Here is a 24,479-nt window from a genome sequence, read left to right on the forward strand (position 1 = left end):
TCCGGCGGGGTCCGCCGCGCCCTGCCGCCCTCGACCCCGGCCCCTCCACACCCCCTCCACCCCGCCCCCTCGACCCCGCCCCGCCCCGGAGGCTCCATGGAATCCGTCTCAACCCTGCTCGACTCGATCGACGGCGTCGGCCGCGACGCCCGCCGCGGCGGGTACTCCCGTCCCGTGTACTCAAGCGCGGAGAGCGAACTGCGCGAGTGGTTCACCGCCGAGGCCCGGCGCCGGGACCTGGCGGTGGAGACCGACGGAAACGGCATCCTCTGGGCCTGGTGGGACGTTCCCGGTGCGGTCCGGAAGGGATCACTGGTCACCGGCAGCCACCTCGACTCGGTGCCCGGCGGCGGCGCCTTCGACGGGCCCCTCGGGGTCGCCTCGGCGCTGGCCGCCGTGGATCTCCTGCGCGGTCGCGGCGTCAAGCCCAACCGCGCCCTCGCCGTCGCCGTCTTCCCGGAGGAGGAGGGCTCGCGGTTCGGGGTGGCCTGCCTTGGTTCGCGCCTGCTCACCGGCACCCTCGACGCGGACCGGGCCCGCAGCCTCACCGACGCCGACGGCACCACCTTCGCCGAGGCCTCCCGGGCCGCCGGCCTCGACCCGGCCCGGATGGGCCGCGACGAGGAGGCGCTGGCGAACATCGGGGACTTCATCGAACTCCACGTCGAGCAGGGCCGCGGCCTGGTCGACCAGGACGCCGCCGTCGCCGTCGGCTCCTTCGTCCTCGGCCACGGCCGGTGGCGGATCTCGGTGCGCGGCCAGGGCAACCACGCCGGCACCACCCTGATGGCCGACCGGGCCGACCCGATGGTCGCTGCCGCCCAGATCGTGCTGGCGGTGCGGGAGGCGGCACGCCGCACGGACGGCGCCCGCGCCACCGTGGGCCGCCTCACGCCGGTGCCCGGAGGCACCAATGTGATTGCCTCCCGCGTCGACCTCTGGCTCGACGTGCGCCACCCCGACGACGCCGTCACCGCCGCCCTGGTGGAGGCCATCCACGGCAAGGCGCAGAAGGCGGCGGCCTTCGAGGGCTGCACGGTCACCCTCACCGAGGAATCCTTCAGCGGCACCGTCGCCTTCGACGGCGCCCTGCAGCGGGGCCTCGCGAACTCCCTCGGCGGGGTGCCGTCCCTGCCCACCGGCGCCGGCCACGATGCCGCGGTGCTCGCCGGCGTCGTGCCCTCGGCCATGCTCTACGTCCGCAATCCCACCGGGATCAGCCACTCCCCGGAGGAACACGTCGAGCGCGACGACGCCGAGGCCGGCGCCGCCGCGCTCGCCGACGTGCTCGAGGACCTGCTGTGACCGGCCTTCGGGCCCCCGCGTCCGCGGACCAGCCCGCCCCCGGACCGCTCTGGTGCGCGGCGGCCTGGCTCGGGGGCCGCGGCGTCGTGGAACGGGTCCGGGTGGTGCCCGCCGCCGACGGGACGGTGGCCTCCCTCGAGACCGGGGTGCCGGCACGGGACGGTGACACGGTGCTTGCCGGGGTGGTCTTCCCGGCCGCCGCGAACGCCCACTCCCATGCCTTCCACCGGGTGCTGCGCGGGCGCACCCACGGGGGCGCTCCCGGAAGTTTCTGGACCTGGCGCGAATCGATGTACGCCGCGGCGCGGCAGCTGACGCCGGAGCTGTACGAGGAGCTGGCCACCGCCGTCTTCGCGGAGATGGTCACGGCGGGCTGGAGCAGCGTCGCCGAGTTCCACTACGTCCACCACCGCCCCGACGGAACCCCCTACGGCACTGGCAACGGTCCTGGCACGGGCACCGGGACGGGCAGCCCCGCCGTCGGAGCCGACGGCCCGCACGCCATGGAGCTGGCCCTGGCCCGCGCGGCCGTCCGCGCGGGCATCCGGCTGACCCTTCTCGACACCTGTTACCTCAGCGGTGGCTTCGGGCTTCCCCCCGGACCGGACCAGGCCCGGTTCGCCGACTCATCCGCCGGGGACTGGCTGCGGCGTTTCGCCTCGCTGCGGGAGGCGGTGGCCGAACGCTTCCCGGCCTCCGCGGTGACCGTCGGCGCGGCCGTCCATTCGGTGCGCGCCGTCCCCCCGGAGGCGCTCGCTGAGATCGCCGCCGCCCTGCCGCCGGAGGTCCCGGTCCACATCCACCTCTCCGAACAGCCCGCCGAGAACGAGGCCTGCCTCGCGGCGACCGGGCTGACCCCGACCGGCCTGCTCTCCTCCACCGGCCTGCTGGGTTGCCGCCTGTCGGCGGTGCACGCCACCCACCTCACCGCCGCGGACATCGACCTGCTCGGCGGCGCCGGAGCGACGGTGGTCATGTGCCCCACCACCGAGGCCGACCTCGCCGACGGCATCGGCCCCGCCCGGGCGCTGCAGCGCGCCGGGGCCCGGATCGCGCTGGGCACCGACCAGCACGCCGTGATCGACCCCTGGCTCGAGATGCGGGCGCTCGAGCACGGCGAACGCCTCGCCTCCGGGCGCCGTCCGGAGTTCACCCCCGCCCAGCTGCTCGCCGCCGGGACCCGGGGCGGGCTCGTCTCCCAGGCCCGCCCACCGGCCGGCCTGGCGCCCGGCGAGGTCTGCGACCTCGTGGCGGTGGACCCCGGCTCGGTGCGCACCCTGGGCAGCGACCCGGAGCAGCTCGTGTATTCGGCCACCGCGCAGGACGTCACCGACGTCGTCATCGGCGGGGTTCCCGCCGCCCGCCGCGGGCGGCACCTGCGCCTGGGGGACCCGGCGGCCCTCCTGACCGCCGTGCTGGAGCGGATGGACGGCGGCCGCACCGGCGCCGACCACAGCACCGACCGCAGCATCAACGCAGGAGGAATCCAGTGAGCTCGACCCTCATCACCAATATCGGTGAACTCTCGACCTGCGATGCGGACCAGCGGGTCCTCACGGACGCCGCTGTCGTCTTCGAGGGGGAGCGGATCAGCTGGATCGGGCCGGCGGCCCACGCCCCGGCGGCCGACACCGTGCACGACGCCGAGGGCCGGGCGGGCCTGCCCGGCTGGGTCGACAGCCACACCCACCTCGTCTTCGCCGGCGACCGCACCGCCGAGTTCGAGGCCCGGATGGCGGGGGCTGAATACCAGGCCGGCGGCATCGCGGTCACCACCGGCGCCACCCGGGCGGCCGGGGACTACGAGCTGACGCGGCTGCTCCTGGGCCGGGCCGCCGAGGCCGCCGCCGGAGGCACCACCTACCTCGAAACCAAGACCGGCTACGGGCTCGACGTCGAACACGAGGCGCGCAGCGCCCGGATCGCCGCCGGCGTCGTGGACGAGGTGACCTACCTCGGTGCCCACCTCGTGCCGGCTGGCATCGACGCCGACGAGTACACGGCGCTGGTCTGCGGGCCGATGCTCGACGCCGTCCGCCCCTACGTCCGCTGGGCCGATGTCTTCTGCGAGCGGGGCGCGTTCACCCCCGACCAGAGCCGCGCCGTACTGGGCGCCTGCCGGGATGCCGGGCTCGGGCTGCGGGTGCACGGCAACCAGCTCGGCCCGGGGGAGGGGACGGCGCTGGCCGTCGAGTTCGGCGCCGCCAGCGTGGACCACGTCAACCACCTCAGCGACGCCGACATCGACGCGCTCGCCTCCTCCTGGTCCGGCTGGGACCCCACCGGCGCCGTGGAGCCCGGGGCGTCCGGCGGGGCCGCCCCGCCGGCGTCGGCCCCGGGCACGGTGGCCACCTGCCTGCCCGCGTGCGACCTCTCCACCCGGCAGCCCTTTCCGCCGGCCCGCCGCCTGCTCGACGCCGGGGTGCAGCTCGCCCTCGCGAGCAACTGCAACCCCGGAACCTCCTACACGACCTCCATGGCGTTCTGCGTCACCACCGCGGTGCTGCAGATGGGCCTGAGCGTCCAGGAAGCGGTCCGGGCCGCGACCTACGGCGGCGCCCTGTCCCTCGACCGCGCCGCGGGGACCGACGCCGACGGCCTCCGCGCGGTTGGCTCCCTCGCCGTCGGGCACCGGGCCGACCTGCAGCTGCTCAACGCCCCCTCGGCCACGCACCTCGCTTACCGCCCCGGAATCCCGCTGACCGGCGCCGTGTGGCGCGCCGGAGGAAGGCTCGGCTAGGTCCGCTGGGAATCCCGGGCGGGCGCTGGAAAGATAACCCCATGCGCTCACTTTCACCCAGCGTCTCCCCGCCGGCCCAGCGGGAACGGCGGCGGATCACCGCGGAAGTCCTGATCGTGATGGGACTGTCCCTCGGGCAGGCCGGTGTGTACGCGGCCGTCCGGCTGCTGGACAAGGCGACCTCCGGTCCGCTCGCCGGCCAGACCACCACCCTGAACCCCGTGCTCAACGACCGGCAGTACTTCGACCTCGCCTACCAGCTGCTCGGCATCTTCTTCGCCCTCGTCCCGGTTGCCCTCGCCCTGTTCCTGCTCAGCGCCGGCGGCGCCTCGGCCTTCCGCCGCATCGGCTTCACCTTCGAGCGCCCCGCCCTGGACTTCGGGCTGGGGCTCGGGCTGGCGGCCGCCATGGGGGTGGGCACCCTCGGGGTCTACGCGGCCGGGCGGGCCCTTGGCATCACGACGGCGATCGTCCCGGCGGCCCTCGACGACTACTGGTGGACGGTACCGGTGCTCGTGCTGTCGGCGCTGCGCCACGCGGTGCTCGAGGAGGTGCTCGTGGTGGGGTACCTGTTCGAGCGGCTGCGCCGGCTGGGCTGGTCCGTTCCGGCGGTCCTGGTGACCAGTGCGGTGCTGCGCGGCAGCTACCACCTCTACCAGGGCATCGGGCCGTTCATCGGCAACGTGATCCTGGGCCTGGTCTTCGGCTACGCCTACCTGCGGACCCGGCGGGTGATGCCGCTGGTCATCGCCCATGCCGCCCTGGATATCGCCGGCTTTGTTGGCTTCGCCCTGCTGGGCCCGGCGATCGGCATCGGCCGCTGACAGGCGGCCGGCGCCCGGGCGGCGCCGGCGGCCGCTGACAGGCGGCCGGCGCCCGGGCGGCGCCGGCGGCCGCTGACAGGCGGCCGGCGCCCGGGCGGCGCCTTCAGCACCGCGGACTCCTGGCCGACCCGTCGTGCAGGGTCCTGCCTTAACGGAGAACGGTTGCAGGGCTCCGCCCTGCAACCACTCCCGACCCCGCAGACTGCTCGCTTCTTGACAACTTCGGCGCCACGTCCTACTAAACCAGTTCCGGCATCAATCGGGGCGGATACTTCCCAGCCCCGGTTGTCTTGACATGCGGCAGGGGGAGGGGCGCACTGTCCGCGGGCCGGGCGCACCGCCCGCCGGGGGCATCCGCACGAAGCGCGGACGCCGCCCCGGCGTCGCCGGGTCCTCAGCGGACGTCGGCGTCCCGGCCGAGCCTGCCCCGGAGGCCGGGCAGCAGATGGTGCAGGGCCGCCCCCGCGGCGCCGTAAGCGCGGATCCGGCGCATCGACGTCGCCACCACCAGGTCCGGGTCGATGTGGACCGCCCCCCGGCCCAGCCCCCTGGCCACCCGCAGCGTGTACTCGATGTCCTCGTCCCGTTCGGTGATCGAGGTGCGGGGGAAGCCCCCGACCCGCTCATAGGCGGCGGCGCGGGTGGCAAGGTTGTGGCCGACGACGAGCCTCAGGTAGTTTCTGTCGAGGTGGCCCGCGGCCAGCGACGCACGCAGCACGAAGAAGGCCGTGGGGATGAACAGCCGGTCCCCGGCCCGGCGGTAGGCGTCATCGAGCGGGACGCTCGTTCCGCCCAGCAGCGCCAGGCCGGGCCGGGCACCGAAGTTCCCGAGGATCCGGCCGGTCCAGTCCGGCCGGGGAACGCTGTCACCGTCGGTTCGGGCGATCAGCGGGAAGCCGTCCTCGATGGCGCGGCGGAACCCGGTGTCGCAGGCCGCCCCCGTGCCCTTGGCGGGCTCGGTCAGCACCGTCAGGGGAAAATCGCCGCGGCCGGCAAGGAATTCGGCGATCCGGGCCCGGGTGCCGTCGGTCGATCCGTTGTCCACCACGTAGGTGTGCACGCCGGCACGGTGGTGCTGGCGGTAGAGGCCCTCGAGGGTCCGGCCGATGGACGGCTCGTTGAACACCGGGACCACCACAGCGAGTCCCGCATCCACTGGTTTCCCCCGGCTGTCCTTCGCGGGGCGGGCTAGATCTCGACCTTGCCGTTGGCGGTGTCGAAGGTGACCGACATGAGCCCGGGCGTTCCGTTGGGGGCGGTCCACTTCACGGAGACATCCCCCAGCGGCGCCTCAACGGGCATGCCGAGCCATTCGGTGACCCGCGCACGCGACCCGGCGATGGTCAGGGAGTCAAGCCGCACCGTCGACGGGCGGGCGTTGGAGGGGTGGAGCGCCTCGGTCCCGTCGTCCCACCGCAGCAGGTAGGGCACCTGCGGGTCGGCGATCAGGCCCTTGATGCCGATCTGCTGCCAGGTGAGCTCCTGGCCGTCGGGGAACTTCCGGTTGCCGGGGACCGACTGGCGCCCGAGCCGCTCTTCGAAGGGTGTGAGGTCGTTGACCGCCACGACCCAGCCCATCCAGCCGCCGCCGGCTTCGGAGCGCGCACGGACGGCCTGGCCGAAGGGGGCCTTGATGGAGGCGGGGTGGTCGAGCACCTCGACCACCTCGACGTACTGGCCGTTGGCCAGCGGCACGATCATGTTCCGGGTCCCGAAGCGGGGGTGGACTCCACCCTTGACGGCTTCGACGCCCAGGGAGGACGAAATCCGGTCCGCGGTGGCAGCCAGTCCGTCGGGTTCGCAGGCATAAGATACATGGTCCAAGCGCATGGCTACATAGTGGCACTTTGTGATCCGCGTCTCGACTTAGGGTCTCCTTACTTAACGCGGAGTCACAAATTGCCCACGGGCGCACCTTTCGGCTTTTATGGGAAAAGGTCATGAGTGCCAGCACACAGCCCCGGCTTGCTGGCCGGCAACCCTCCACCGCGGCGGGGTGCCCCGGGTGAAGACCTGGCGGAGCGCCGGTCGGCGTTGCGCAAGCGCGGGTCCCCGCCGTCGGGAACGGCGGCGGCAGGGCCCCTCTTTCGAACAGGGAGCGCCATGTCCAATCACTGGTCCTTTGAAACCCGCCAGATCCACGCAGGGCAGACGCCGGACGCCGCCACCGGCGCCCGGGCCCTGCCCATCTACCAGAGCACCTCCTTCGTCTTCCCGAGTGCCCAGAGCGCGGCGGACCGGTTTGCGCTGACCGAACTCGCCCCGATCTACACCCGCATCGGCAACCCCACCCAGGAGGTGGTGGAGAACCGCATCGCCTCGCTCGACGGCGGTGTCGGCGCCCTCCTGCTCGCCTCGGGGCAGGCGGCCGAAACCTACGCCATCCTCAACCTCGCCGAGGCGGGCGACCACATCGTCGCGAGCCCCAGCCTCTACGGGGGCACCTACAACCTCTTCCGGCACACGCTGAAGAAGTTCGGGATTGAAACCACCTTCGTCGAGGACCCCGACAACCTCGACCAGTGGCGCGCCGCGGTCCGGCCCAACACCAAGGCGTTCTTCGGCGAGGTCGTCTCCAATCCCCGCCAGGACGTGCTCGACCTTGAGGGAATCAGCGCCATCGCCCACGACAACGGCATCCCGTTGATCGCCGACGCGACGGTGTCCACCCCGTACCTCATCCGGCCCATCGAGTGGGGCGCCGACATCGTGGTGCACTCGGCCACGAAGTACCTCGGCGGCCACGGCACGGCCATCGGCGGCGTCATCGTCGACTCGGGCCGCTTCGACTACGGCCGCGACCCGGAAAAGTTTCCGGGCTTCAACACCCCGGACGAGAGCTATTCCGGGCTGGTCTACGCCCGGGACCTCGGCGTGGGAAGTGCCCTCGGGGCGAACCTCGCCTTCATCCTTAAGGCGCGCGTGCAGCTCCTGCGCGACCTCGGCTCGGCGATCTCCCCGTTCAACGCCTTCCTGATCGCACAGGGCCTTGAGACGCTCAGCCTGCGCATGGAGCGCCATATCGCCAACGCCCGCGGCGTCGCCGAGTGGCTTGAAATGCACCAGGACGTCGAATCGGTCGCCTATGCGGGCCTGCCGTCGAGCCCCTGGTACGAGCGCGGGCTGAAGTACGGGCCGAACGGCACCGGGGCCATTGTCTCCTTCGACATCGCCGGCGGCATCGAGGCGGGCAGGCGCTTCGTCGACGGACTCGAGCTCCATTCACACGTGGCCAACGTCGGCGACGTCCGCTCGCTGGTCATCCACCCCGCCTCGACGACGCACAGCCAGCTCGGCGCCGAGGCGCAGCTCGCCGCCGGCGTCCGCCCGGGACTCGTTCGCCTCGCCGTCGGGCTGGAGAACCTGCAGGACATCCTCGCCGACCTCGACGCCGGATTCCGCGCCGCAAAGGGGAGCTAGCGGCCCGTGACCGCCTACCTTCCCGCCTACCCCGGCCGGGCTCCATCGGCGGGCCTGCCCGCGGGTGACGGCGTGCTGCGGACCGCCGGCCTTGGCCCCCTCACGCTCGAGACCGGCGGCGTGCTGCCCGGGGTCGAGCTCGCCTACGAGACCTGGGGCGTGCTCGACGCCGATGCCTCGAACGCTGTCCTCATCGAACACGCCCTGACCGGCAGCTCCCACGTGGCCCGGGGCGGATCCGGCGAGGACGGGTGGTGGGACGCCCTCGTCGGGCCCGGCCGCACGATCGACACCGAGCGGTACTTCGTCGTCGCGGCCAATATGCTCGGCGGGTGCTACGGGTCGACCGGGCCGGCCACGCCGGCCCCCGACGGCCGGCCATGGGGCTCCCGGTTCCCCTTCGTCACGATCCGCGACTCGGTCCGCGTCGAGGCGCGGCTCGCCGACCTCCTCGGCATCCGCCGGTGGCACTCGGTGCTCGGCGGCTCGATGGGCGGGGCGCGGGCCCTCGAATGGGCGCTGATGTTCCCGGAGCGGGTCGAGCGGTGCGCCGTCATCGCCTGCTCGGCAGCGAGCTCGGCCGAACAGATCGCCTTTGCGCAGGCGCAGCTGCAGGCGATCCGCCTCGACCCGCATTTTGCCGGCGGGGACTACTACGGCTCTCCGCCGCCGGCGGCCGGGCTCGGGCTCGCCCGCCGGATCGCCCACATCACCTACCGGTCCGAGGGCGAACTCGCCGTCCGCTTCGGCCGGAACGCCCAGGGCGCCGAATCTCCCTTCGGAGGGCTGCGCCCCGGGGAGCGGGGGCGCTACTCGGTCGAAAGCTACCTCGACCACCAGGCGGCGAAGCTCGTGGAGCGCTTCGACGCCAACAGTTACGTCGTCCTGACCGAGGCGTTGATGAGCCACGACGCGGCGCGCGGCCGGGGCAGCCTGCGGCAGGCGCTGAGCGTGGCAACCGCCGAGTTCCTTATCGCCGCCGTGGACTCGGACCGGCTGTACCTTCCGGAGCAGGCAGGACTCCTCGCCGCCGAACTTCCCGGCCGGGTGCCCGTCTCCACCATTTCCTCGCCCATCGGCCACGACGCCTTCCTGACGCAGATCGGCCAGCTCGACGCACACCTGCGTGCCCGTTTCTACCCCGGGTAGCGGGCCCGAAAAACGCTGGGCCCGCGGGCCCGGATGACCCTACAGTGGTGCCAGCGCCCGGCGGCCGGGGCCGGCCGGCGGGCTCCCCGAGGAAAGGAAAGCTTATGGATCTGGGCAGCATCGGCTGGAACGAGGAAGCACGCGGGAAAATCCTGCTGGATGCGGACCGGGCGCTGCAGGAGGCGGTGAAGGAGGCGGTGGAGACCCTGGGCGGGCGCAGCAGGGAGGAGGTCTACGAATTCCTCTTCGCCAAGCTCCAGCCGCAGTTCGTCGACTTCCAGCCCGGTCCGGACCTCAGCGCGTGTGCTGACGCGGTGGCCAATGGAGAGGTCTCCCTCGGCGGGTAGGACCCTCCGCCTCCCTCGCCCGGACCGCTAGAGGCCCGACCCGGGCGGCATGGCCGGGCCAAAGATCGTGGAGGCCTCCGGGCGTTTGGGGAGGATCCCGTCGCCGGAGGAACGGTGGCGCAGTCGCCGCAGCACCCAGGGGACGAAGTACTCCCGGGCCCACACGGCGTCCTCGGTGCGCGCGAGGCGCCAGTTCTTCGGCGGGAGCGGCTTGACGTGCATCGGTTCGAGGGTGTGGCTCACCGCCAGGGTGTCGAGCACCATCATCGCCACGGTGTGGTGTCCCAGGGGTGAGAAGTGGAGGCGGTCCCCGGCCCACATCTGGGGCTCGGACAGCTCCCGCAGCGCCCACATGTCGGCGATGACGGCGTCGTGCCGGGCCGCGATGACCCGCAGGTTCTCGTTGTAGACGGCGGTTTTCAGGCGGACCCTGCCCAGCACCGTGTCCCGCACATCGGGCCCGGTGAACAGGACTACCGTCGCGCCGTCACGGCCCAGGCTCTGGACGGCGGAGTCGAGCCGGGCCGCCAGCTGGTCGGGGTCGGCCCCGGGCCGCAGCAGGTCGTTGCCCCCCGCGGAGATGCTCACGAGGTCGGGCTTCAGTGTCAGTGCCGGCTCCACCTGCTGGTCCACGATCTGCTGGAGCAGGCGCCCCCGCACTGCAAGGTTGGCGTAGGAGAAACTGCCGCAGCCACGGCTCAGCTCCTCGGCGACCCGGTCGGCCCAGCCCCGGTTTCCGCCAACGCTGTCGGGGTTGGGGTCGCCGATCCCCTCGGTGAACGAATCACCCAGTGCCACATACCGCCGCCACGGGTGGGGGACCGCCACCCCCTCGATATGCAGCGAATTGTCGATCGACGGGCCTGCCTGTTTTTCACTCACCCGTTCATCCTGCCAAGCCGGGCACCGCCTACGCGAACGTAGGTTGCCCCGTTACGACGGTCCGCCGGTGCCCCGGCGGGCGTGCCGGGGCGCCGTGCATGCCAGAATTGGGGGATGACTGCAAGCGGCTCCGCACCCCTGTCCGTACCTGCCTGGGAACCGGTGGCACTCTGGTCCCGGCCGGAGCACGAGCGGGCCGGAACCCCGCTCCTTGTGCTTTTCCACGGCTATATGGCCGACGAACTCGACCTGATGGGCCTGGCCGATCACCTGCCTGAGGAATTCACGGTGGTCTCGGTCCGCGCTCCGCACGCCGAGGAGCAGGGCTATTCGTGGTTCCCGCTGTCCCGTGGCGCCGACTACTCGGTGGAGGCCGTGGTGGAGGCGCTGACGCCGCTGGCGGAGTGGATCGATACAGTGCGGGCCCCGCACTCCAGTGTGAGCCTCCTCGGGTTCTCCATGGGCATGGGCGTCGCCACGTCCCTGCTGCGCCACCGCCCGGGCGACTTCGCCGCCGTGGTTGGACTGTCGGGCTTCGCCGTTCCGCCTGAAGGCCACCCCTTCTTTCAGGACGAGGCGCTGGCCGAGCACATGGTGCCCTTCTTCTGGGGGCGCGACCAGGAGGACGAGGTGATCGCGCCCTCGATGATCGAGTACACGCACGGCTGGGCCACCTCGAGCACCCGCCTGACCAAGGTGCTCTACTCGAACATGTGGCACAGCATCAGCCAGCAGGAGCTCGCCCACGTCCGGGAGTTCCTCACCCTGACAGTCCTCCGCGCGCCGTCCCGGGCGGCGGAACGGAGCTGAGGCCCGGCGCTGGACCCGGGCCTCAGCCGGCGACGATCCGCACGCTCTGCCCGTTGACGCTCACGACGTCGCCGGGGTGGAGCTGGCGCCCCCGGCGCTCCTCGATGTCGCCGTTCACCTGCACCAGCCCGTTGTCGATCAGGGTCTTCGCCTCGGCTCCGTCCTCGGCCAGCGAGGCAAGCTTCAGCAGCTGGCCCAGCCGGATCATGCCATCGGAGATCGGAAGTTCACTGGCGCCGGCCGACGCGGCCCTCGGTTCGCTGCTCATGGTCCAATTCTGCCCGACCGGTTGAAGCCCGGCGTCCACTAAACTTGACCGGTGACTTCCAAAGCACCGCTTTCGCCCCTGATCGGCATCCCGGTGGCGCTCGTCGCCGGGCTGGCCATCCCCATCCAGGGGCGCATCAACGGCGCGCTGGGGGCCCGGCTCGACGACGGCCTGGCCGCCGCCCTGGTGAGCTTCGGCACCGGGCTGGTGGTGATGATCCTGATCTCCGTGGCCCTGCCCCGCGGCCGGTCCGGCTTCCGCTCAATCTTCCCGGCCGTGCGGGAACGCAGGTTCCCGCCGCTGTACCTGGCGGCCGGGGGAATCGGGGCGTTCTTCGTCTTCACGCAGTCGTTCACGATCGGCATCATCGGCGTCGCCCTGTTTTCCGTGGCGGCGGTCATGGGCCAGTCCCTGAGCGGGCTCGTCGTCGACCGCCTCGGCCTCGGCCCGGCGGGCAAGCGGTCCGCGACGCCGATGCGGATCATCGGCGTCGTGCTGACGGTGATCTCGGTGCTCTGGGCGGTCTCGCCCCGGTTCGACGCCGCTGGGGAACCGTCGTCCTGGCTCCTGCCGGTGCTGCTGCCGGTCGCCGCGGGCATCCTGCTGAGCTTCCAGCAGGCGATGAACGGGACGGCGGCGCACCACTACGGAACCCCCATCACCGCCACCCTCGTGAACTTCGTCTCCGGGGCGGTGGTGCTGCTGGCGGCCTGGCTGATCAAGGTGGCGCTCGCCGGCCCCGGCAACGCCCTGCCGTCGGAGTGGTGGTACTACCTGGGCGGGCCCATGGGCTGTGTCTTCATCGGCCTGGGGACGCTGCTCGTGCGCAGCCTCGGGGTCCTGCTCACCGGACTGGGCCTGATCGGCGGCCAGCTGGTGGGGTCGCTGGCCCTTGACCTGTTCGTCCCGGCCCCCGGATCCGTCGTGGCCTTCGCCACCGTGGCGGGCACCCTCCTGACCCTTGTCGCCATCGTGCTGACCACCCTGCCGTGGCCGCGGCGCCCCGGGGCCACGGCCGGACGGCGACGGCAGCTGAGGGCCCCCACCGCCCGCCCCTAGGGCAGGTTCGGCCCCGCTGCCGGTAGGCTTGGATCCGGACTGTAGCTTCCGGATCGACGTCGATTTCCGGAACGACCCGCACCTTTCGCACCCACCATCCCGCGGACCGCACCCAGCGGCCTGCCGACGACCGGAGAACCCCATGGCGGCACCCAAATCAGCACTTGACCCAATCATCTCCCTCTCCAAGCGGAGGGGCTTCGTCTTCCAGTCCGGGGAGATCTACGGCGGTTCACGGTCCGCGTGGGACTACGGGCCGCTCGGCGTCGAACTCAAGGAGAACATCAAGCGCCAGTGGTGGCAGGCGATGGTGCGCGGCCGCGAGGACGTCGTCGGCCTCGACTCCGCGGTGATCCTTCCCCGCCACGTCTGGGAGGCCTCGGGCCACGTCGAGGTCTTCAGCGACCCGCTCGTCGAGTGCCTCAACTGCCACAAGCGCTACCGGCAGGACCACCTCGAGGAGGAGTTCGAGGAGAAGAAGGGCCGCCCGGCCGAGAACGGGCTGCTCGACATCACCTGCGCCAACTGCGGCACCAAGGGCCGCTGGACCGAGCCCCAGAGCTTCTCCGGGCTGATGAAGACCTATTTGGGCCCCGTCGCCAGCGAGGAGGGGCTGCACTACCTGCGCCCCGAGACCGCCCAGGGCATCTTCGTGAACTTCAACAACGTGCTCACCACCTCCCGGCGGAAACCGCCGTTCGGCATCGGCCAGATCGGCAAGAGCTTCCGGAACGAGATCACCCCGGGCAACTTCATCTTCCGCACCCGCGAGTTCGAGCAGATGGAAATGGAGTTCTTCGTCGAGCCGGGCACCGACGATGAGTGGCACAAGTACTGGATCTCCACCCGCTACGACTGGTACACCGACCTCGGCATCCGGCCCGAGAACCTGCGCCTGTTCGAGCACCCGCTGGACAAGCTCAGCCACTACTCGAAGGGCACCACGGACATCGAATACCGCTTCGGGTTCCAGGGCTCGGAGTGGGGCGAGCTCGAGGGCATCGCCAACCGTACCGACTTCGACCTTTCAACCCACTCGAAGCACTCCGGCACCGACCTGAGCTACTTCAACCAGGCCACCAACGAGCGCTACACGCCGTACGTGATCGAGCCCGCCGCCGGCCTGACCCGCTCCTTCATGGCCTTCCTCGTCGATGCCTACACCGAGGACGAGGCGCCCAACGCCAAGGGCGGCGTGGACAAGCGCACCCTGCTTCGGCTCGACCCGCGCCTCGCCCCGGTCAAGGCGGCCGTGCTGCCGCTGAGCCGCAACGAGGACCTCTCGCCCAAGGCGAAGGAGCTCGCGGCGCAGCTGCGGCGGAACTGGAACATCGACTTCGACGACGCCGGGGCGATCGGACGCCGCTACCGCCGCCAGGACGAGATCGGCACCCCGTTCTGCATCACCATCGACTTCGACACCCTCGACGACCAGGCCGTCACGATCCGCGAACGCGACACCATGGCGCAGGAACGCGTCTCCCTGGACAAGGTGCAGGGATACCTCGCCGAGCGGATGCTGGGCGCCTGATGGCCCTCGAGTACCGCGCCTGGCAGGACGGCGACGACCTTGAACTGCTCCAGTTGTGGGGCGGGCCCGAGTCCACCCCGTCGGAGCAGTTCCGCGGATCCTTCCGCCCCTCCTCCGAGGAACCCTGGAACCGGTGCATCACCGCGCTCGACCAGGGCGTCCCGGTGGCGGCGGGGTTCGCCTATGAGACCGCCCTCCACCCCGACCGGCTCTGGTGCTACGTCGAGGTGGCGCCCGACCACCGCCGCGCCGGCGTCGGATCGACCCTGCTCACGATGCTGCGCCACGAGGTCGCCGCGTCGCCGTCGGGCGTCACGGCGCTGCGCAGCAAGGTCCAGCCGGGCACCTCGGGTGCGGCCTTCGCGGAGGCCACCGGTTTCGCCCCCATCCAGCGCTCCCGGGTCGTCGTCGTGAAGCCGGGCGCCCTGGCGGCGCCGCGCTTCGAGGACGCCTCCGGGCCGCAGCTGGAGGAGGCCGCGACCGGTTCGGTGGAGCTCACCCGGGCCGTCGCCGCCTTCTATACGGCCGTGCACGGCTGGGACCGGGCGGAGATGACGCTCGGCCGGGCCCAGCAGCTGCTCCTTGCGGATGCGGCCGGAGCCGGGGGCGCGGTGGTGCTGCGGGATCGGCCCAAGGCCGACGGCGGGGCCATCGCGGCGTTCGCCGTCAGCTACACCTCGGCGCGCACCGACGAACCGGCGGACGTCCTGCTCGGGTACGACACGACCCTTCCGGCATCGGAGCAGGAAGCGGCGGTGGCCACCCTGCTCGCCATGCTCGTCCACACCTACCCGGTCCAGCTTGAGGTCGACGATTCGATGACGGCGCTGGTGAACGTCGTCGAGCCGCTGCTGGCCGCCGGAGCCGCGGTGGAGGCCGCCCCGGCCACGCTCGTCGTCGCCGGGTAGCGCCCGGCGCCCGGGGGAGCGGCCGCCCGCGGCTCAGCCCCTGCTGTGCCTCCCGGTGGCGAGGTCGTGGGCGTCGGCTTCCGCCCGCTCGGCCTCCGTCATCGCACCGCCGCCGAGGTGGGCCGGCTGCCACCACTCACCCGGTGCGGGCACGAGCGGGAAGGATTCGATGCCCCGGTCGATGCCCTCCTGCAGCGCGGCGCGCAGTCTCTCCGTTTCGGCGGCCACGTCAGCGCCGGGGCCGCACCAGAGGGGTTCGCCGACGTGCACCCGCACCGGTGAGCGCCACGCCCGCTTCAGGGAAAACCCCCTGCCGCGGGTCATCAGGCGGTGCGATCCCCAGACCGACACCGGGAGAATCGGGACGCCCGCCTCCGCGGCAAGCCGCACCGCACCGGTCTTGAGCCCGCGCACGGTGTAGCTGCGGCTGACCCCGGCCTCGGGCAGGATGGCGATGTACTCTCCGGCGCGCAGCTTCGCCAGCGCGTCGGCGTAGGCCTCGGCCCCGGCGCTGCGGTCGGTGACGACGTGCCCCAGGCCGTGGACGAGCGGACCCGCCACCGGATGGGACGCCGCCGCCTTGGTGATCAGGTAGCGCAGCTGGACCCTCGCGTGCTTCCACAGGACGAGCTCGGCGAAGGCGAAGTCGAGGTACCCGAAGTGGGTGATGGCCACGACGGCGCCCTTCCCGGGCACCGCGCGGCGGGACCGGCCCTGAAGGGGGTCCGGAGCCGGAAGGTTCCCGGTGCCCGTAACGTCAATCCGCAGCCGCAGCGCCGCGAAGGTCAGCAGCCCGGCCCGCACCACCGCGCGGTACATCCGGTCGCTCTGCTCTGGTTTCCAGACCATCGTGTTCCTACCCTGTTCCCTTCGTTGGCGGGATGGCGGCGCCACCCCGGAATGCATGCCGCCGCACGGACAGTGCCGGCACAGCGCGCCTCACACCCGGATGGCCAGTGGTTCATCGGCGGCCAGCACGGTCTCGGCGAGGCGCAGATGGGCCGGATCGACGCGGGCTCCGGTGTCCGCCGCGAACCGGCCCAGGATGAACGAGGCAGTGAGCCCGTGCCAGCGGCCGACCTTGCGGAACATGAAGTGCCCGGCGCTGCGGACGCTGACGTAGCGCACCGAAGCGGCCAGGGGCAGGGCGCGTTCGGCGAACCGGCGGGACTGCCGGGGGCTGGTCCAGCGGTCCGCGTCGCCATGGACGATCAGCAGGTGCCGGTCCGCGACGGGGGCCACAGGGGTGTTGCTCTCGAGCCACGGTGCGAGGGCCGCCACGGCGCGGACCTGCGGATCGTCCGCCGCGCAGACCGCGGTGAGCCCTCCCATCGAGTGACCCACCAGGTAGACGGGAACCCCCGGATGCTGCTGCCGGATGCGCTCGAGGGCCCACCGGGCGTCCTGCAGCGCCGACATCTCGGGGCCGTTCCAGCCGCGCACCCGGTTGCGCAGGGCCATCACGGCCAGGCCGTGCGGACCGCCCCGGCGGTGGAGGACCTGGACGAAGGGGATCATCCGGGAGGGGCTGAGGTGCCGGCCGCGCACGGGGTCGAAGCTGTGGGCCCGGCCGCCGTGAAGCACCAGGGCGACGGCGGTGACCGGACCCCGCGGCGCGCGCACCGTCAGGACCGGGTCGGCCGGAACGCCGGCACGGCCGCTTCGGCCGCCACTGCCGGGCCTGCCGGAGCCGCCGCCGGATTTCCTGCCGCCCACCGCACCGCCTCCCATGGTTCCCTCTTTCCTCCCGGGTGCCCCGTGCCACCGCCCGCCCGGTGCTTCGACTTCAACCCTAGGCGGCCGTGGCCCGGTGTCCACCCTGCGTAGACTCCGTATCAGAGCTTGCTCATCCGTAACTTCCGTACCAGCACCAACCGAAGGATGTCCGTGGGTACCAGCCACACCTCGACTGCCGGTTCTTCGGAGCCGACCGCTCCAATGATTGCCGCCCGGCGCCGCGCAAATACCCTCCTCGCCGCCATCCTCATCCCCCTGGGGCTGCTGACGGGCGCCGGGATGTGGCTGCTGTGGCCCTCGGGCGACACCTCGGGGATCTCGGTGGCCAACCCCTATGCGACGGCCGAGGGCGTGGCCTTCGAGACCGGAACGGTGCAGCGGGCGGCCTTTGAGGACTGCCCGTCCTCCCAGCCCACCGTCGACGCCGGCGGGAAGGCCCTCACCTGCCTCGTGGCCTTCACCGTGCCCGACGCCGGCGGCCCGACGGTGCCCGTCGAGGTGACCCCGGAACTGGCCAAGGCCAGCGCCGTCGAAGCCGGGGACCGGATCCGGTACCTGAACCTCGAGGGCGTCATCCAGGGCGGGTCGGCGCCGTATGTGTTCGTCGACTTTGTCCGCACCGTGCCGATCATTGCCCTGACCGTCCTGTACGCCGTCGTCGTCGTCGCCGTCGCCCGCTGGCGGGGATTCCGCGCGATGCTGGGGCTGGTCGGCGCCCTGTTCATCCTGGCCCAGTTCATCCTGCCGGGCCTCGTGGAGGGCGCACCGCCCCTGCTGCTGGGCCTCGTGGGTTCGGTGGCCATCATGATCGGGGTGCTGTACTTCGCCCACGGGTTCTCCGCCCGCACCTCAACGGCACTGCTCGGCACGATCTTCGGTTTGGGCATCACCGCGCTGCTGGCGGCCTGGGCCACCGGGACGGCCCACCTGACGGGGGTGGGCGACGACAACGCCTACGCGCTCGTCAACGCCTCCGATGAGCTCTCCATCTCCTCGATCATCCTGTGCGGGCTGATCGTCTCGGGCCTGGGCGTGCTCAACGACGTCACCATCACCCAATCCTCGGCGGTCTGGGAACTCTACGAACTGGCGCCGTCCACCCCGGCCCGGCGGCTGTTCGCCGGGGCGATGCGCATCGGCCGCGACCACATCGCCTCGACGGTCTACACCATCGCCTTCGCGTATGCCGGTGCGGCCCTGCCCGTGCTGATCCTTGTGTCCCTCTACGACCGGGCCCTCATCGACACCCTCACCAGCGGGGAACTCGCCGAGGAGGTGGTCCGCACCCTCGTCGGCTCGATCGGCCTGGTGCTGGCCATCCCGGTGACCACGGTGATCGCGGTCGCCGTCGTGAAGGCCGTCGGCGGGCGCGGAACGGGTGCCGCGCCGGTGCCCGCCACCGTTCCGGTGGGCCCGGGTGGCACCGAGGGTGCCGGCGGCGCACCGGCACACCGGGGCAGGAACGCGGGTCCGCTTCCCGGCGCGCCGGTGGAACCGTCCGGCGTTCGGGAACCGGCCCGGCAGTTGACCCCGCAGGACGCCGGCCGGGAGGCCCGCCCCCTGGCCGGAGACGGACCCGGCGCGGAGCCGGACGCGCCGGCGTCCTCCCGTCGGGCCCGCCGGGAGGCGAAATCCCACTAGGCGGGACCGCGGCAGACCCGCAAGGGCCGCGGCAGCCCCGGGGCGGCTGCCGCTCCGACAGCCGCCGGGGCCCCGATGTGCCCGATTTGCCCGCACTTGCGACAATGGAGGGGTGACTGCCGTATCCACCCGGACCGCCGGGCCCGCCTCCCGTTCCGCCGCCCCCGCCGTCGCCGCGCCCGCGGCCGGCACCGCAGCGACCGCTGCCGGATCCGCCGATGCCGCCACCCGGCTCGACCTCCCCCCGCTGCGCCTGGGCCCCATCACCGTCGACACCCCCGTGATCCTTGCCCCAATGGCCGGGATCACCAACAAGGCGTTCCGCCGGCTGTGCCGCGAGTACGGCGGCGGACTGTACGTCTCGGAGATGGTGACCTCCCGCGCCCTGGTCGAGCGCAGCCCCGAATCCCTGCGGATCATCTCCCACGACGAGGACGAGTCGGTGCGGTCGGTGCAGCTGTACGGGGTGGACCCGGTCACCGTCGGCGCCGCGGTGCGCCTCCTCGTGGAGGAGGACCGCGCGGACCACATCGACCTGAACTTCGGCTGCCCCGTCCCCAAGGTGACCCGGCGCGGCGGCGGAGCGGCGCTGCCGTGGAAGCTCGACCTGTTCACCGGCATCGTCCAGACCGCCGTCCGCGAGGCCTCCAAGGGAGGCATCCCGCTGACCATCAAGATGCGCAAGGGCATCGACGAGGACCACCTCACCTTCCTCGAGGCCGGGCGGATCGCCCGCGACAGCGGAGTGGCCGCCGTCGCCCTCCACGGCCGCACCGCCTCCCAGTACTACTCGGGGCAGGCCGACTGGTCGGCCATCGCCGAACTGCGCAACGCCCTGCCCGATATCCCGGTGCTGGGCAACGGCGACATCTGGAGCGCCGAGGACGCCGTGCGGATGGTGCGCGAGACCGGCGTCGACGGCGTCGTCATTGGCCGTGGCTGCCAGGGCCGGCCCTGGCTCTTCGGCGACCTCATGAACGCCTTCGAGGGAAGCGCCGCACGTCACCAGCCGGGCCTCGGGCAGGTGGCCGAGACCGTGTACCGCCACGCCGAACTCCTGGTCGACGCCTTCGGCAGCGAGATGATGGGGCTGCGGGACATCCGCAAGCACATGGCCTGGTACTTCAAGGGGTACGTCGTCGGCGGGGAGCTGCGCGCGAAGCTGGCGACGGTGCCCACCCTTGAGGTGCTGCGGGGCCTGCTCGCCGAGCTCGACGCCGATTCCCCCTACCCGGGGGCCGACGCCGAGGGCCCCCGCGGCCGGGCCGGTTCACCGAAGAAGACCTCGCTGCCGGAGAACTGGCTGCAGTCCCGGCGCCTGAACGAGGCCCAGCAGGCCGACATCTCCGCCGCGGAACTGGATGTCTCCGGTGGCTGAGCGCTCCGCCGGGCACCGCGCCGTTCCCCACCACCGGCCGAAAGGCAGGAAGGGCCCATGAGCTTCCCCTCCGCACCACTGACGGCCGGCTACGCCGCCGAGGACCTGCACCGGTGGGTTGACGAGCCCGCCAAGAGCACCCACCGGTCCGACTTCGAACGCGACCGGGCCCGCGTCCTGCACTCCTCGGCGCTGCGCCGCCTGGGGGCGAAGACCCAGGTCGTCGCCCCCGACACCGACGACTTCGTGCGGACCCGCCTCACCCACAGCCTCGAGGTCGCCCAGGTGGGCCGCGAACTCGGCCGCTCGCTGGGCTGCGACCCCGACATCGTCGACGCCGCCTGCCTCGCCCACGACCTCGGCCATCCCCCCTTCGGGCACAACGGCGAGACCGCGCTGAACGAGATAGCCCACGGCATCGGCGGCTTCGAGGGCAACGCCCAGACCCTGAGGCTGCTCACGCGCCTTGAACCGAAGGTAATCCGCCCCGACGGCACCTCCGCGGGCCTGAACCTCACCCGGGCCAGCCTCGACGCGGCCTGCAAATACCCGTGGACTGCCGCGGACGCCCCGCTCATCCAGGGCCACCGCACCTCAAAGTTCGGCGCCTACGACGACGACCTGCCGGTCTTTTCGTGGCTGCGCTCCGGGGCCCCGGCCGGGCGCTCCTGCCTGGAGGCCCAGGTGATGGACCTGGCCGACGACATCTCCTACTCCGTCCACGACGTCGAGGACGCGATCGTCGCCGGGCACCTGCAGCTGCGCTGGATGGACAGCCCCGACGCGCGGGCCCGCGTCGTGGGCTACACCCAGCAGTGGTACCTGCCCGGCAGCGACCCGGCCGCCGTCGACGCGGCCCTGGCACGCCTTGAGAAGACCGCCGTGTGGGTGCGCGACGCCGACGGCAGCCGCCGCTCGATGGCGGCGCTGAAGAACATGACGAGCCAGCTGATCGGCCGGTTCTGCCTCAGCGCCCTTGAGGCGACCCGTGCCATCTACGGCACCGATCCGCTCACCCGGTACGCCGCGCAGATGGTCGTGCCCGAGGAGACGCTGCTGGAGATCGCGGTGATGAAGGGCCTGGCCACCACCTACGTGATGACCACCGACCACCGGCAGCCGCTCTACGAACGCCAGCGGGAGGTGCTTTCCTCCCTGGTGGCACAGATGGCCGCCAACGGGGACCGCTACCTCGAACAGTCCTTCGCGGCCGACTGGCAGGCCGCCGGGGACGACGACGGGCGGCTCCGCGTGGTGATCGACCAGGTGGCGTCCCTCACCGACGCCTCGGCGCTCGCCCTGCACGAGAGGATCGTCGGGCCCGTCCCTGCCCTCTGGTAGCGCGGATCCCGGGCCCCGGCGGCGGGCGGCGCCGGCGGCGCGCTGTCGGTGGCGCAGCCTAAGCTGTCAGTGGCGGGGCCTAAACTGTTGTCATGGCCGGACTCATCAAGCGTGAAGACATCGATGAGGTACGCCAGCGCACCGATATCAAGGAGATCGTCGACGGCTACGTGACGCTCAAGTCGGCCGGCGTGGGCTCCTACAAGGGGCTGTGCCCCTTCCATGACGAACGCTCGCCGTCCTTCCACGTGCGCCCCCAGCTGGGGTCCTACCACTGCTTCGGCTGCGGCGAGGGCGGCGACGTCATCTCCTTCCTCCAGAAGCTCGACCACACCTCGTTCACCGAGACGGTGGAGAAACTCGCCGCGCGCCTGGGCCTCGAGCTCCGCTACGAGGACGGCGGCACCGGGCCCCGCCGGGAGGACGTCGGCCGGCGCCAGCGCCTCCTCGACGCGCACAAGATCGCCGCCGAGTTCTACCGGGACCAGCTGCTGACCCCGGGGGCGGCGGCGGGCCGGCAGTTCCTCCAGGAACGCGGCTTCGACCGGGACGCCGCAGCCCACTTCGGGGTCGGCTACGCACCCCAGGGCTGGGACGGGCTGCTGAACCACCTCACCGGGCGCGGCTTCACCTTCGATGAGCTGAAGCTCACCGGCATGTTCAGCGTCTCCTCGACGAACGCCTCCCGCCTCTACGACCGGTTCCGCGGCCGGCTCATCTGGCCCATCCGCGACATCACCGGCGACACCGTCGGGTTCGGGGCCCGGAAGCTGTACGAGGAGGACCAGGGGCCGAAGTACCTGAACACCCCCGAGACCTCCCTCTACAAGAAGTCATCGGTGCTCTACGGCATCGACCTCGCCAAGAAGGACATCGCCAGGACCCGCCAGCTTGTCGTCGTCGAGGGGTACACCGACGTGATGGCATGCCACCTCGCCGGGGTGGGCACCGCCGTCGCAACCTGCGGCACGGCGTTCGGGGCCGACCACATCAAGATCGCCCGCCGGCTGCTCTCCGACGACGGGACGGGCGGCGAGGTGGTCTTCACCTTCGACGGCGATGCCGCAGGCCAGAAGGCGGCCCTGCGGGCCTTCGAGGAGGACCAGCGGTTCATCGCGCAGACCTACGTCGCCGTCGAGCCCTCGGGCGCCGATCCGTGCGACCTGCGTCAGACCCGCGGCGACGAGGCGGTCCGGAGCCTCATCGCCGACCGCCGGCCCCTTTTCGAATTCGCCATCAAGGCATCCTTTGCGAACTTCGACCTGACCACCGGCGAGGGCCAGGTCAAGGCGCTGCGCCACGCGGCGCCCATCGTGGCGCGGATCCGCGACGTGTCCCTGCGTTCGACCTACACCCGGGAGCTCTCGCGCTGGCTGGGCATGCAGTTCGTGGGGGAGGACCAGGTGGGCCGGGCGGTGGCCGCTGCGGCGCGCCGGGAGGGCGCGGCGCCGGCGGCCGGCGGAACCTCCCCGGCGCCATCCGGCTACGGCGGGTCCGCCCGCCCCGGCCAGGCCGGTGCGGGCCCCTCCGGCCGCGCCGGCGCGGACCGGGCCGGTTACGGCGGCCCGGGCGGGCCGGCTCCCGGCGGAGGCGCTCCGGGCGCCGGGGGAGCGGGCACGGCCGGTTTCGCCCCCGCGGGCTCCGACGGACCCGCGGAGGGAGTTTTGGACCAGCCGCAGTTCTCCCGGCCGGATCCACGCGATCCGCTGGCGCGGATGGAGCGCGAGGCCCTCGAGGTGGTGCTGCAGCAGCCCGGGCTCCTCGACGCCACCCAGTGGGAACGGTTCGGCACCGCGCCGTTCTCGGTACCCGTGTACGCGGCGCTGCACACCGCCGTCCTCGCCGCCGGGGCCGCGGGCACCGATGCGGCCCAGTGGGTCGAACGGGTGCGCCGCGAGGTGCCCGATGTGCTGCGCCCGCTGGTGAGTGAACTTGCGGTGCGTCCGCTGCCGGCCAAGGACGCCGACGCGATGGCCGTGTACTGCCGCGACATCCTGAACCGGTTGACCGAACTGCGGATCACCCAGCAGAAGGCCGAGAAACTCGGTCAGCTGCAGCGCATGGACCCGGCCTCCGACCCGGCCCTGTACAACCAGCTCCAGCGCGAGTTGATGGACCTCGAGATGCAGCGCCGGCAGCTGCGGCCCGACTGATCCGGCGCCAATTTCACTTCACCCGGTTTCGTATGTAAAGTTGTATCTGCCGCTTTCCTCCGTAGCTCAATTGGCAGAGCATTCGACTGTTAATCGAAGGGTTACTGGTTCAAGTCCAGTCGGAGGAGCAACGAGGGCCGTTGACGGGATTTATCCCCGTCAACGGCCCTTTTTCATTGGCTGCTTGTCGACGGAGCTCCCCGGGGTCGCACCGGAGCACCCGCAAGTGCCCGGCCCGGTGGGCGGCGGTGTCCGGCTACCGCAGGGAGGCAAGCGCGGAGCGGTACAGCGCCGCCTCGGCCCGGTCCCAGCTCCACCGGCGCTCGATGACCAGGGTGCGCCACGCCGCAGGCCCGAACCACAGCCACAGGAGGTCGGCGGCCTCCCCGGTGGAAAGCCCGGGACGCAGCGCTCCGATCGAGTGCAGGTGCTCCGCCACCTGGGTCAGCAGCTCGAAGTAGGAGGCGGTCGTGCGCCGCCACAGGGCCTCACCCTCCTCGTGGACCGGAAGCGCCTTGTAGACCGCTTCGAGGGGTACGGCCTGGGTCTCGTTGCCCCTTCGGGTGCCACGGGAGACTTCGCGCAGGACGCCTTCGAGGTCCCGGAGTCCGAGCACAACCTCGACCGTCGCGGTGCCGGGCGATTCGGCCACGGCCCGGTCGACGACTTCATCGAGGATTGCCGCCTTGGCGCCGACGCTGGCGTAGACCGTCTTCGCCGCGACCCCTGCCGCCGCGGCGATGTCGGCCACCGTGACCCGGGCGTACCCGCGTTCCGCGAACAGCACCGAGGCCTGCCGCAGGATGGCCGCCCTCGTTTCGGCGGCGGCCCGCTCCCGCGAAGGGGAGGTGTAGGAGCGCTTGCCGCTCCTGCCGGGCTCCGAGGGGGCTGGGAGATCGCTCACAAAAGCACCCTACCTCCCACGTATTCGATAGAATCAATGTAACCCCAATTGACCGTGCGGACCCTTCCACGGAGCAGGCAGC

At 72.0% G+C, this 24,479-nt stretch carries 22 protein-coding genes, 1 tRNA gene and 1 riboswitch; of the genes, 16 read left to right on the plus strand and 7 right to left on the minus strand.

The annotated features are described in order from the left end of the window. The first annotated feature begins 96 nt into the window (after positions 1-96). Genes ACX80W_RS08615 through ACX80W_RS08630 form a run of 4 tightly spaced genes read left to right on the plus strand, consistent with a single transcriptional unit; the run spans position 97 to position 4,869 of the window. On the plus strand, positions 97-1,305 hold the full coding sequence (locus ACX80W_RS08615; protein WP_459282313.1) for an allantoate amidohydrolase: 1,209 nt from the start codon (positions 97-99) through the stop codon (positions 1,303-1,305). Then, positions 1,302-2,798: a formimidoylglutamate deiminase gene (locus ACX80W_RS08620; protein ID WP_459282315.1), complete on the plus strand. Its 1,497-nt coding sequence runs from the start codon at positions 1,302-1,304 to the stop codon at positions 2,796-2,798. Before ACX80W_RS08615 ends, ACX80W_RS08620 begins: the two co-directional genes overlap by 4 nt. Continuing rightward, complete coding sequence (locus ACX80W_RS08625; protein ID WP_459282316.1) at positions 2,795-4,045, plus strand: amidohydrolase family protein; 1,251 nt, start codon at positions 2,795-2,797, stop codon at positions 4,043-4,045. The genes ACX80W_RS08620 and ACX80W_RS08625 overlap by 4 nt, the downstream gene beginning before the upstream one ends. A gap of 41 nt (positions 4,046-4,086) precedes the next feature. Beyond that, on the plus strand, positions 4,087-4,869 hold the full coding sequence (locus ACX80W_RS08630; RefSeq protein WP_459282318.1) for a CPBP family intramembrane glutamic endopeptidase: 783 nt from the start codon (positions 4,087-4,089) through the stop codon (positions 4,867-4,869). Between the two features lie 394 nt (positions 4,870-5,263). On the opposite strand, the gene ACX80W_RS08635 is transcribed toward ACX80W_RS08630, so the two are convergent. Both ACX80W_RS08635 and ACX80W_RS08640 read right to left on the minus strand, forming a co-directional pair. Continuing rightward, complete coding sequence (locus ACX80W_RS08635) at positions 5,264-6,025, minus strand: glycosyltransferase family 2 protein (protein ID WP_459282319.1); 762 nt, start codon at positions 6,023-6,025, stop codon at positions 5,264-5,266. Positions 6,026-6,057: 32 nt separating this feature from the next. Continuing rightward, positions 6,058-6,699 (minus strand): VOC family protein, encoded by a 642-nt coding sequence (locus ACX80W_RS08640; protein WP_459282321.1) that lies wholly within the window; start codon positions 6,697-6,699, stop codon positions 6,058-6,060. A 106-nt stretch (positions 6,700-6,805) separates the two neighbouring features. Then, positions 6,806-6,920: riboswitch (SAM riboswitch) on the plus strand. 52 nt (positions 6,921-6,972) lie between these two features. Here ACX80W_RS08640 and ACX80W_RS08645 point away from each other — a divergent pair. From ACX80W_RS08645 to ACX80W_RS08655, 3 genes are all read left to right on the plus strand, one after another. Beyond that, positions 6,973-8,289 (plus strand): bifunctional o-acetylhomoserine/o-acetylserine sulfhydrylase, encoded by a 1,317-nt coding sequence (locus tag ACX80W_RS08645; protein ID WP_459282323.1) that lies wholly within the window; start codon positions 6,973-6,975, stop codon positions 8,287-8,289. Between the two features lie 6 nt (positions 8,290-8,295). Next, positions 8,296-9,438: a homoserine O-acetyltransferase MetX gene (metX, locus tag ACX80W_RS08650; protein WP_459282324.1), complete on the plus strand. Its 1,143-nt coding sequence runs from the start codon at positions 8,296-8,298 to the stop codon at positions 9,436-9,438. Between the two features lie 104 nt (positions 9,439-9,542). After that, on the plus strand, positions 9,543-9,785 hold the full coding sequence (locus ACX80W_RS08655) for a hypothetical protein (protein ID WP_459282326.1): 243 nt from the start codon (positions 9,543-9,545) through the stop codon (positions 9,783-9,785). A gap of 27 nt (positions 9,786-9,812) precedes the next feature. On the opposite strand, the gene ACX80W_RS08660 is transcribed toward ACX80W_RS08655, so the two are convergent. Further along, positions 9,813-10,640 (minus strand): SGNH/GDSL hydrolase family protein, encoded by an 828-nt coding sequence (locus ACX80W_RS08660; protein WP_459282607.1) that lies wholly within the window; start codon positions 10,638-10,640, stop codon positions 9,813-9,815. A 141-nt stretch (positions 10,641-10,781) separates the two neighbouring features. Between ACX80W_RS08660 and ACX80W_RS08665 the strand changes: the two genes are divergently transcribed. Next, on the plus strand, positions 10,782-11,477 hold the full coding sequence (locus ACX80W_RS08665) for an alpha/beta hydrolase (RefSeq protein ID WP_459282328.1): 696 nt from the start codon (positions 10,782-10,784) through the stop codon (positions 11,475-11,477). 22 nt (positions 11,478-11,499) lie between these two features. On the opposite strand, the gene ACX80W_RS08670 is transcribed toward ACX80W_RS08665, so the two are convergent. Further along, a complete protein-coding gene (locus ACX80W_RS08670) occupies positions 11,500-11,745 on the minus strand; it encodes an RNA-binding S4 domain-containing protein (RefSeq protein WP_459282330.1) in 246 nt (81 codons plus the stop codon). Between the two features lie 51 nt (positions 11,746-11,796). Between ACX80W_RS08670 and ACX80W_RS08675 the strand changes: the two genes are divergently transcribed. The 3 genes from ACX80W_RS08675 to ACX80W_RS08685 all read left to right on the plus strand — a co-directional run bounded on the left by ACX80W_RS08675 (position 11,797) and on the right by ACX80W_RS08685 (position 15,243). Further along, entirely contained in the window at positions 11,797-12,804 is a 1,008-nt protein-coding gene (locus tag ACX80W_RS08675) for a DMT family transporter (protein ID WP_459282332.1), read from the plus strand. 142 nt (positions 12,805-12,946) lie between these two features. Beyond that, a complete protein-coding gene (locus ACX80W_RS08680; protein ID WP_459282334.1) occupies positions 12,947-14,335 on the plus strand; it encodes a glycine--tRNA ligase in 1,389 nt (462 codons plus the stop codon). After that, complete coding sequence (locus ACX80W_RS08685) at positions 14,335-15,243, plus strand: GNAT family N-acetyltransferase (RefSeq protein WP_459282336.1); 909 nt, start codon at positions 14,335-14,337, stop codon at positions 15,241-15,243. Before ACX80W_RS08680 ends, ACX80W_RS08685 begins: the two co-directional genes overlap by 1 nt. Positions 15,244-15,276: 33 nt before the next feature. Here the strand turns inward: ACX80W_RS08685 and ACX80W_RS08690 are convergent, their stop codons facing one another. After that, a complete protein-coding gene (locus ACX80W_RS08690) occupies positions 15,277-16,092 on the minus strand; it encodes a lysophospholipid acyltransferase family protein (protein ID WP_459282337.1) in 816 nt (271 codons plus the stop codon). Positions 16,093-16,182: 90 nt separating this feature from the next. Further along, entirely contained in the window at positions 16,183-16,974 is a 792-nt protein-coding gene (locus ACX80W_RS08695) for an alpha/beta hydrolase (RefSeq protein ID WP_459282339.1), read from the minus strand. Positions 16,975-17,124: 150 nt separating this feature from the next. Here ACX80W_RS08695 and ACX80W_RS08700 point away from each other — a divergent pair, with 150 nt between their 5' ends. The 5 genes from ACX80W_RS08700 (at position 17,125) to ACX80W_RS08720 (ending at position 23,621) form a co-directional block, all read left to right on the plus strand. Beyond that, positions 17,125-18,621: a YibE/F family protein gene (locus tag ACX80W_RS08700; protein WP_459282341.1), complete on the plus strand. Its 1,497-nt coding sequence runs from the start codon at positions 17,125-17,127 to the stop codon at positions 18,619-18,621. Between the two features lie 247 nt (positions 18,622-18,868). Further along, positions 18,869-19,999: a tRNA dihydrouridine synthase DusB gene (gene dusB / locus ACX80W_RS08705; RefSeq protein WP_459282609.1), complete on the plus strand. Its 1,131-nt coding sequence runs from the start codon at positions 18,869-18,871 to the stop codon at positions 19,997-19,999. Positions 20,000-20,056: 57 nt separating this feature from the next. Beyond that, positions 20,057-21,340, plus strand: a complete 1,284-nt coding sequence (locus tag ACX80W_RS08710; RefSeq protein ID WP_459282343.1) for a deoxyguanosinetriphosphate triphosphohydrolase — start codon at positions 20,057-20,059, stop codon at positions 21,338-21,340. Positions 21,341-21,432: 92 nt separating this feature from the next. Beyond that, positions 21,433-23,493 (plus strand): DNA primase, encoded by a 2,061-nt coding sequence (gene dnaG, locus ACX80W_RS08715; RefSeq protein ID WP_459282345.1) that lies wholly within the window; start codon positions 21,433-21,435, stop codon positions 23,491-23,493. A 55-nt stretch (positions 23,494-23,548) separates the two neighbouring features. Beyond that, positions 23,549-23,621 (plus strand) — tRNA-Asn (locus tag ACX80W_RS08720). Between the two features lie 128 nt (positions 23,622-23,749). Here the strand turns inward: ACX80W_RS08720 and ACX80W_RS08725 are convergent. Continuing rightward, a complete protein-coding gene (locus ACX80W_RS08725) occupies positions 23,750-24,397 on the minus strand; it encodes a TetR family transcriptional regulator (protein ID WP_459282347.1) in 648 nt (215 codons plus the stop codon). Positions 24,398-24,479 lie beyond the last annotated feature (82 nt).

The sequence above is a fragment of the Arthrobacter melezitosi genome (assembly GCF_054511055.1).

Bases quoted from the DNA above. Each gene is read 5' to 3' on its own strand.
- ACX80W_RS08695 (WP_459282339.1), bottom strand. From the start codon at position 16,974: ATGGGAGGCGGTGCGGTGGGCGGCAGGAAATCCGGCGGCGGCTCCGGC.
- ACX80W_RS08615 (WP_459282313.1), top strand. From the start codon at position 97: ATGGAATCCGTCTCAACCCTGCTCGACTCGATCGACGGCGTCGGCCGC.
- ACX80W_RS08645 (WP_459282323.1), top strand. From the start codon at position 6,973: ATGTCCAATCACTGGTCCTTTGAAACCCGCCAGATCCACGCAGGGCAG.
- ACX80W_RS08690 (WP_459282337.1), bottom strand. From the start codon at position 16,092: ATGGTCTGGAAACCAGAGCAGAGCGACCGGATGTACCGCGCGGTGGTG.
- ACX80W_RS08665 (WP_459282328.1), top strand. From the start codon at position 10,782: ATGACTGCAAGCGGCTCCGCACCCCTGTCCGTACCTGCCTGGGAACCG.
- ACX80W_RS08630 (WP_459282318.1), top strand. From the start codon at position 4,087: ATGCGCTCACTTTCACCCAGCGTCTCCCCGCCGGCCCAGCGGGAACGG.
- ACX80W_RS08710 (WP_459282343.1), top strand. From the start codon at position 20,057: ATGAGCTTCCCCTCCGCACCACTGACGGCCGGCTACGCCGCCGAGGAC.
- ACX80W_RS08640 (WP_459282321.1), bottom strand. From the start codon at position 6,699: ATGCGCTTGGACCATGTATCTTATGCCTGCGAACCCGACGGACTGGCT.
- ACX80W_RS08685 (WP_459282336.1), top strand. From the start codon at position 14,335: ATGGCCCTCGAGTACCGCGCCTGGCAGGACGGCGACGACCTTGAACTG.
- ACX80W_RS08670 (WP_459282330.1), bottom strand. From the start codon at position 11,745: ATGAGCAGCGAACCGAGGGCCGCGTCGGCCGGCGCCAGTGAACTTCCG.
- ACX80W_RS08700 (WP_459282341.1), top strand. From the start codon at position 17,125: ATGTCCGTGGGTACCAGCCACACCTCGACTGCCGGTTCTTCGGAGCCG.
- ACX80W_RS08655 (WP_459282326.1), top strand. From the start codon at position 9,543: ATGGATCTGGGCAGCATCGGCTGGAACGAGGAAGCACGCGGGAAAATC.
- ACX80W_RS08680 (WP_459282334.1), top strand. From the start codon at position 12,947: ATGGCGGCACCCAAATCAGCACTTGACCCAATCATCTCCCTCTCCAAG.
- dnaG (WP_459282345.1), top strand. From the start codon at position 21,433: ATGGCCGGACTCATCAAGCGTGAAGACATCGATGAGGTACGCCAGCGC.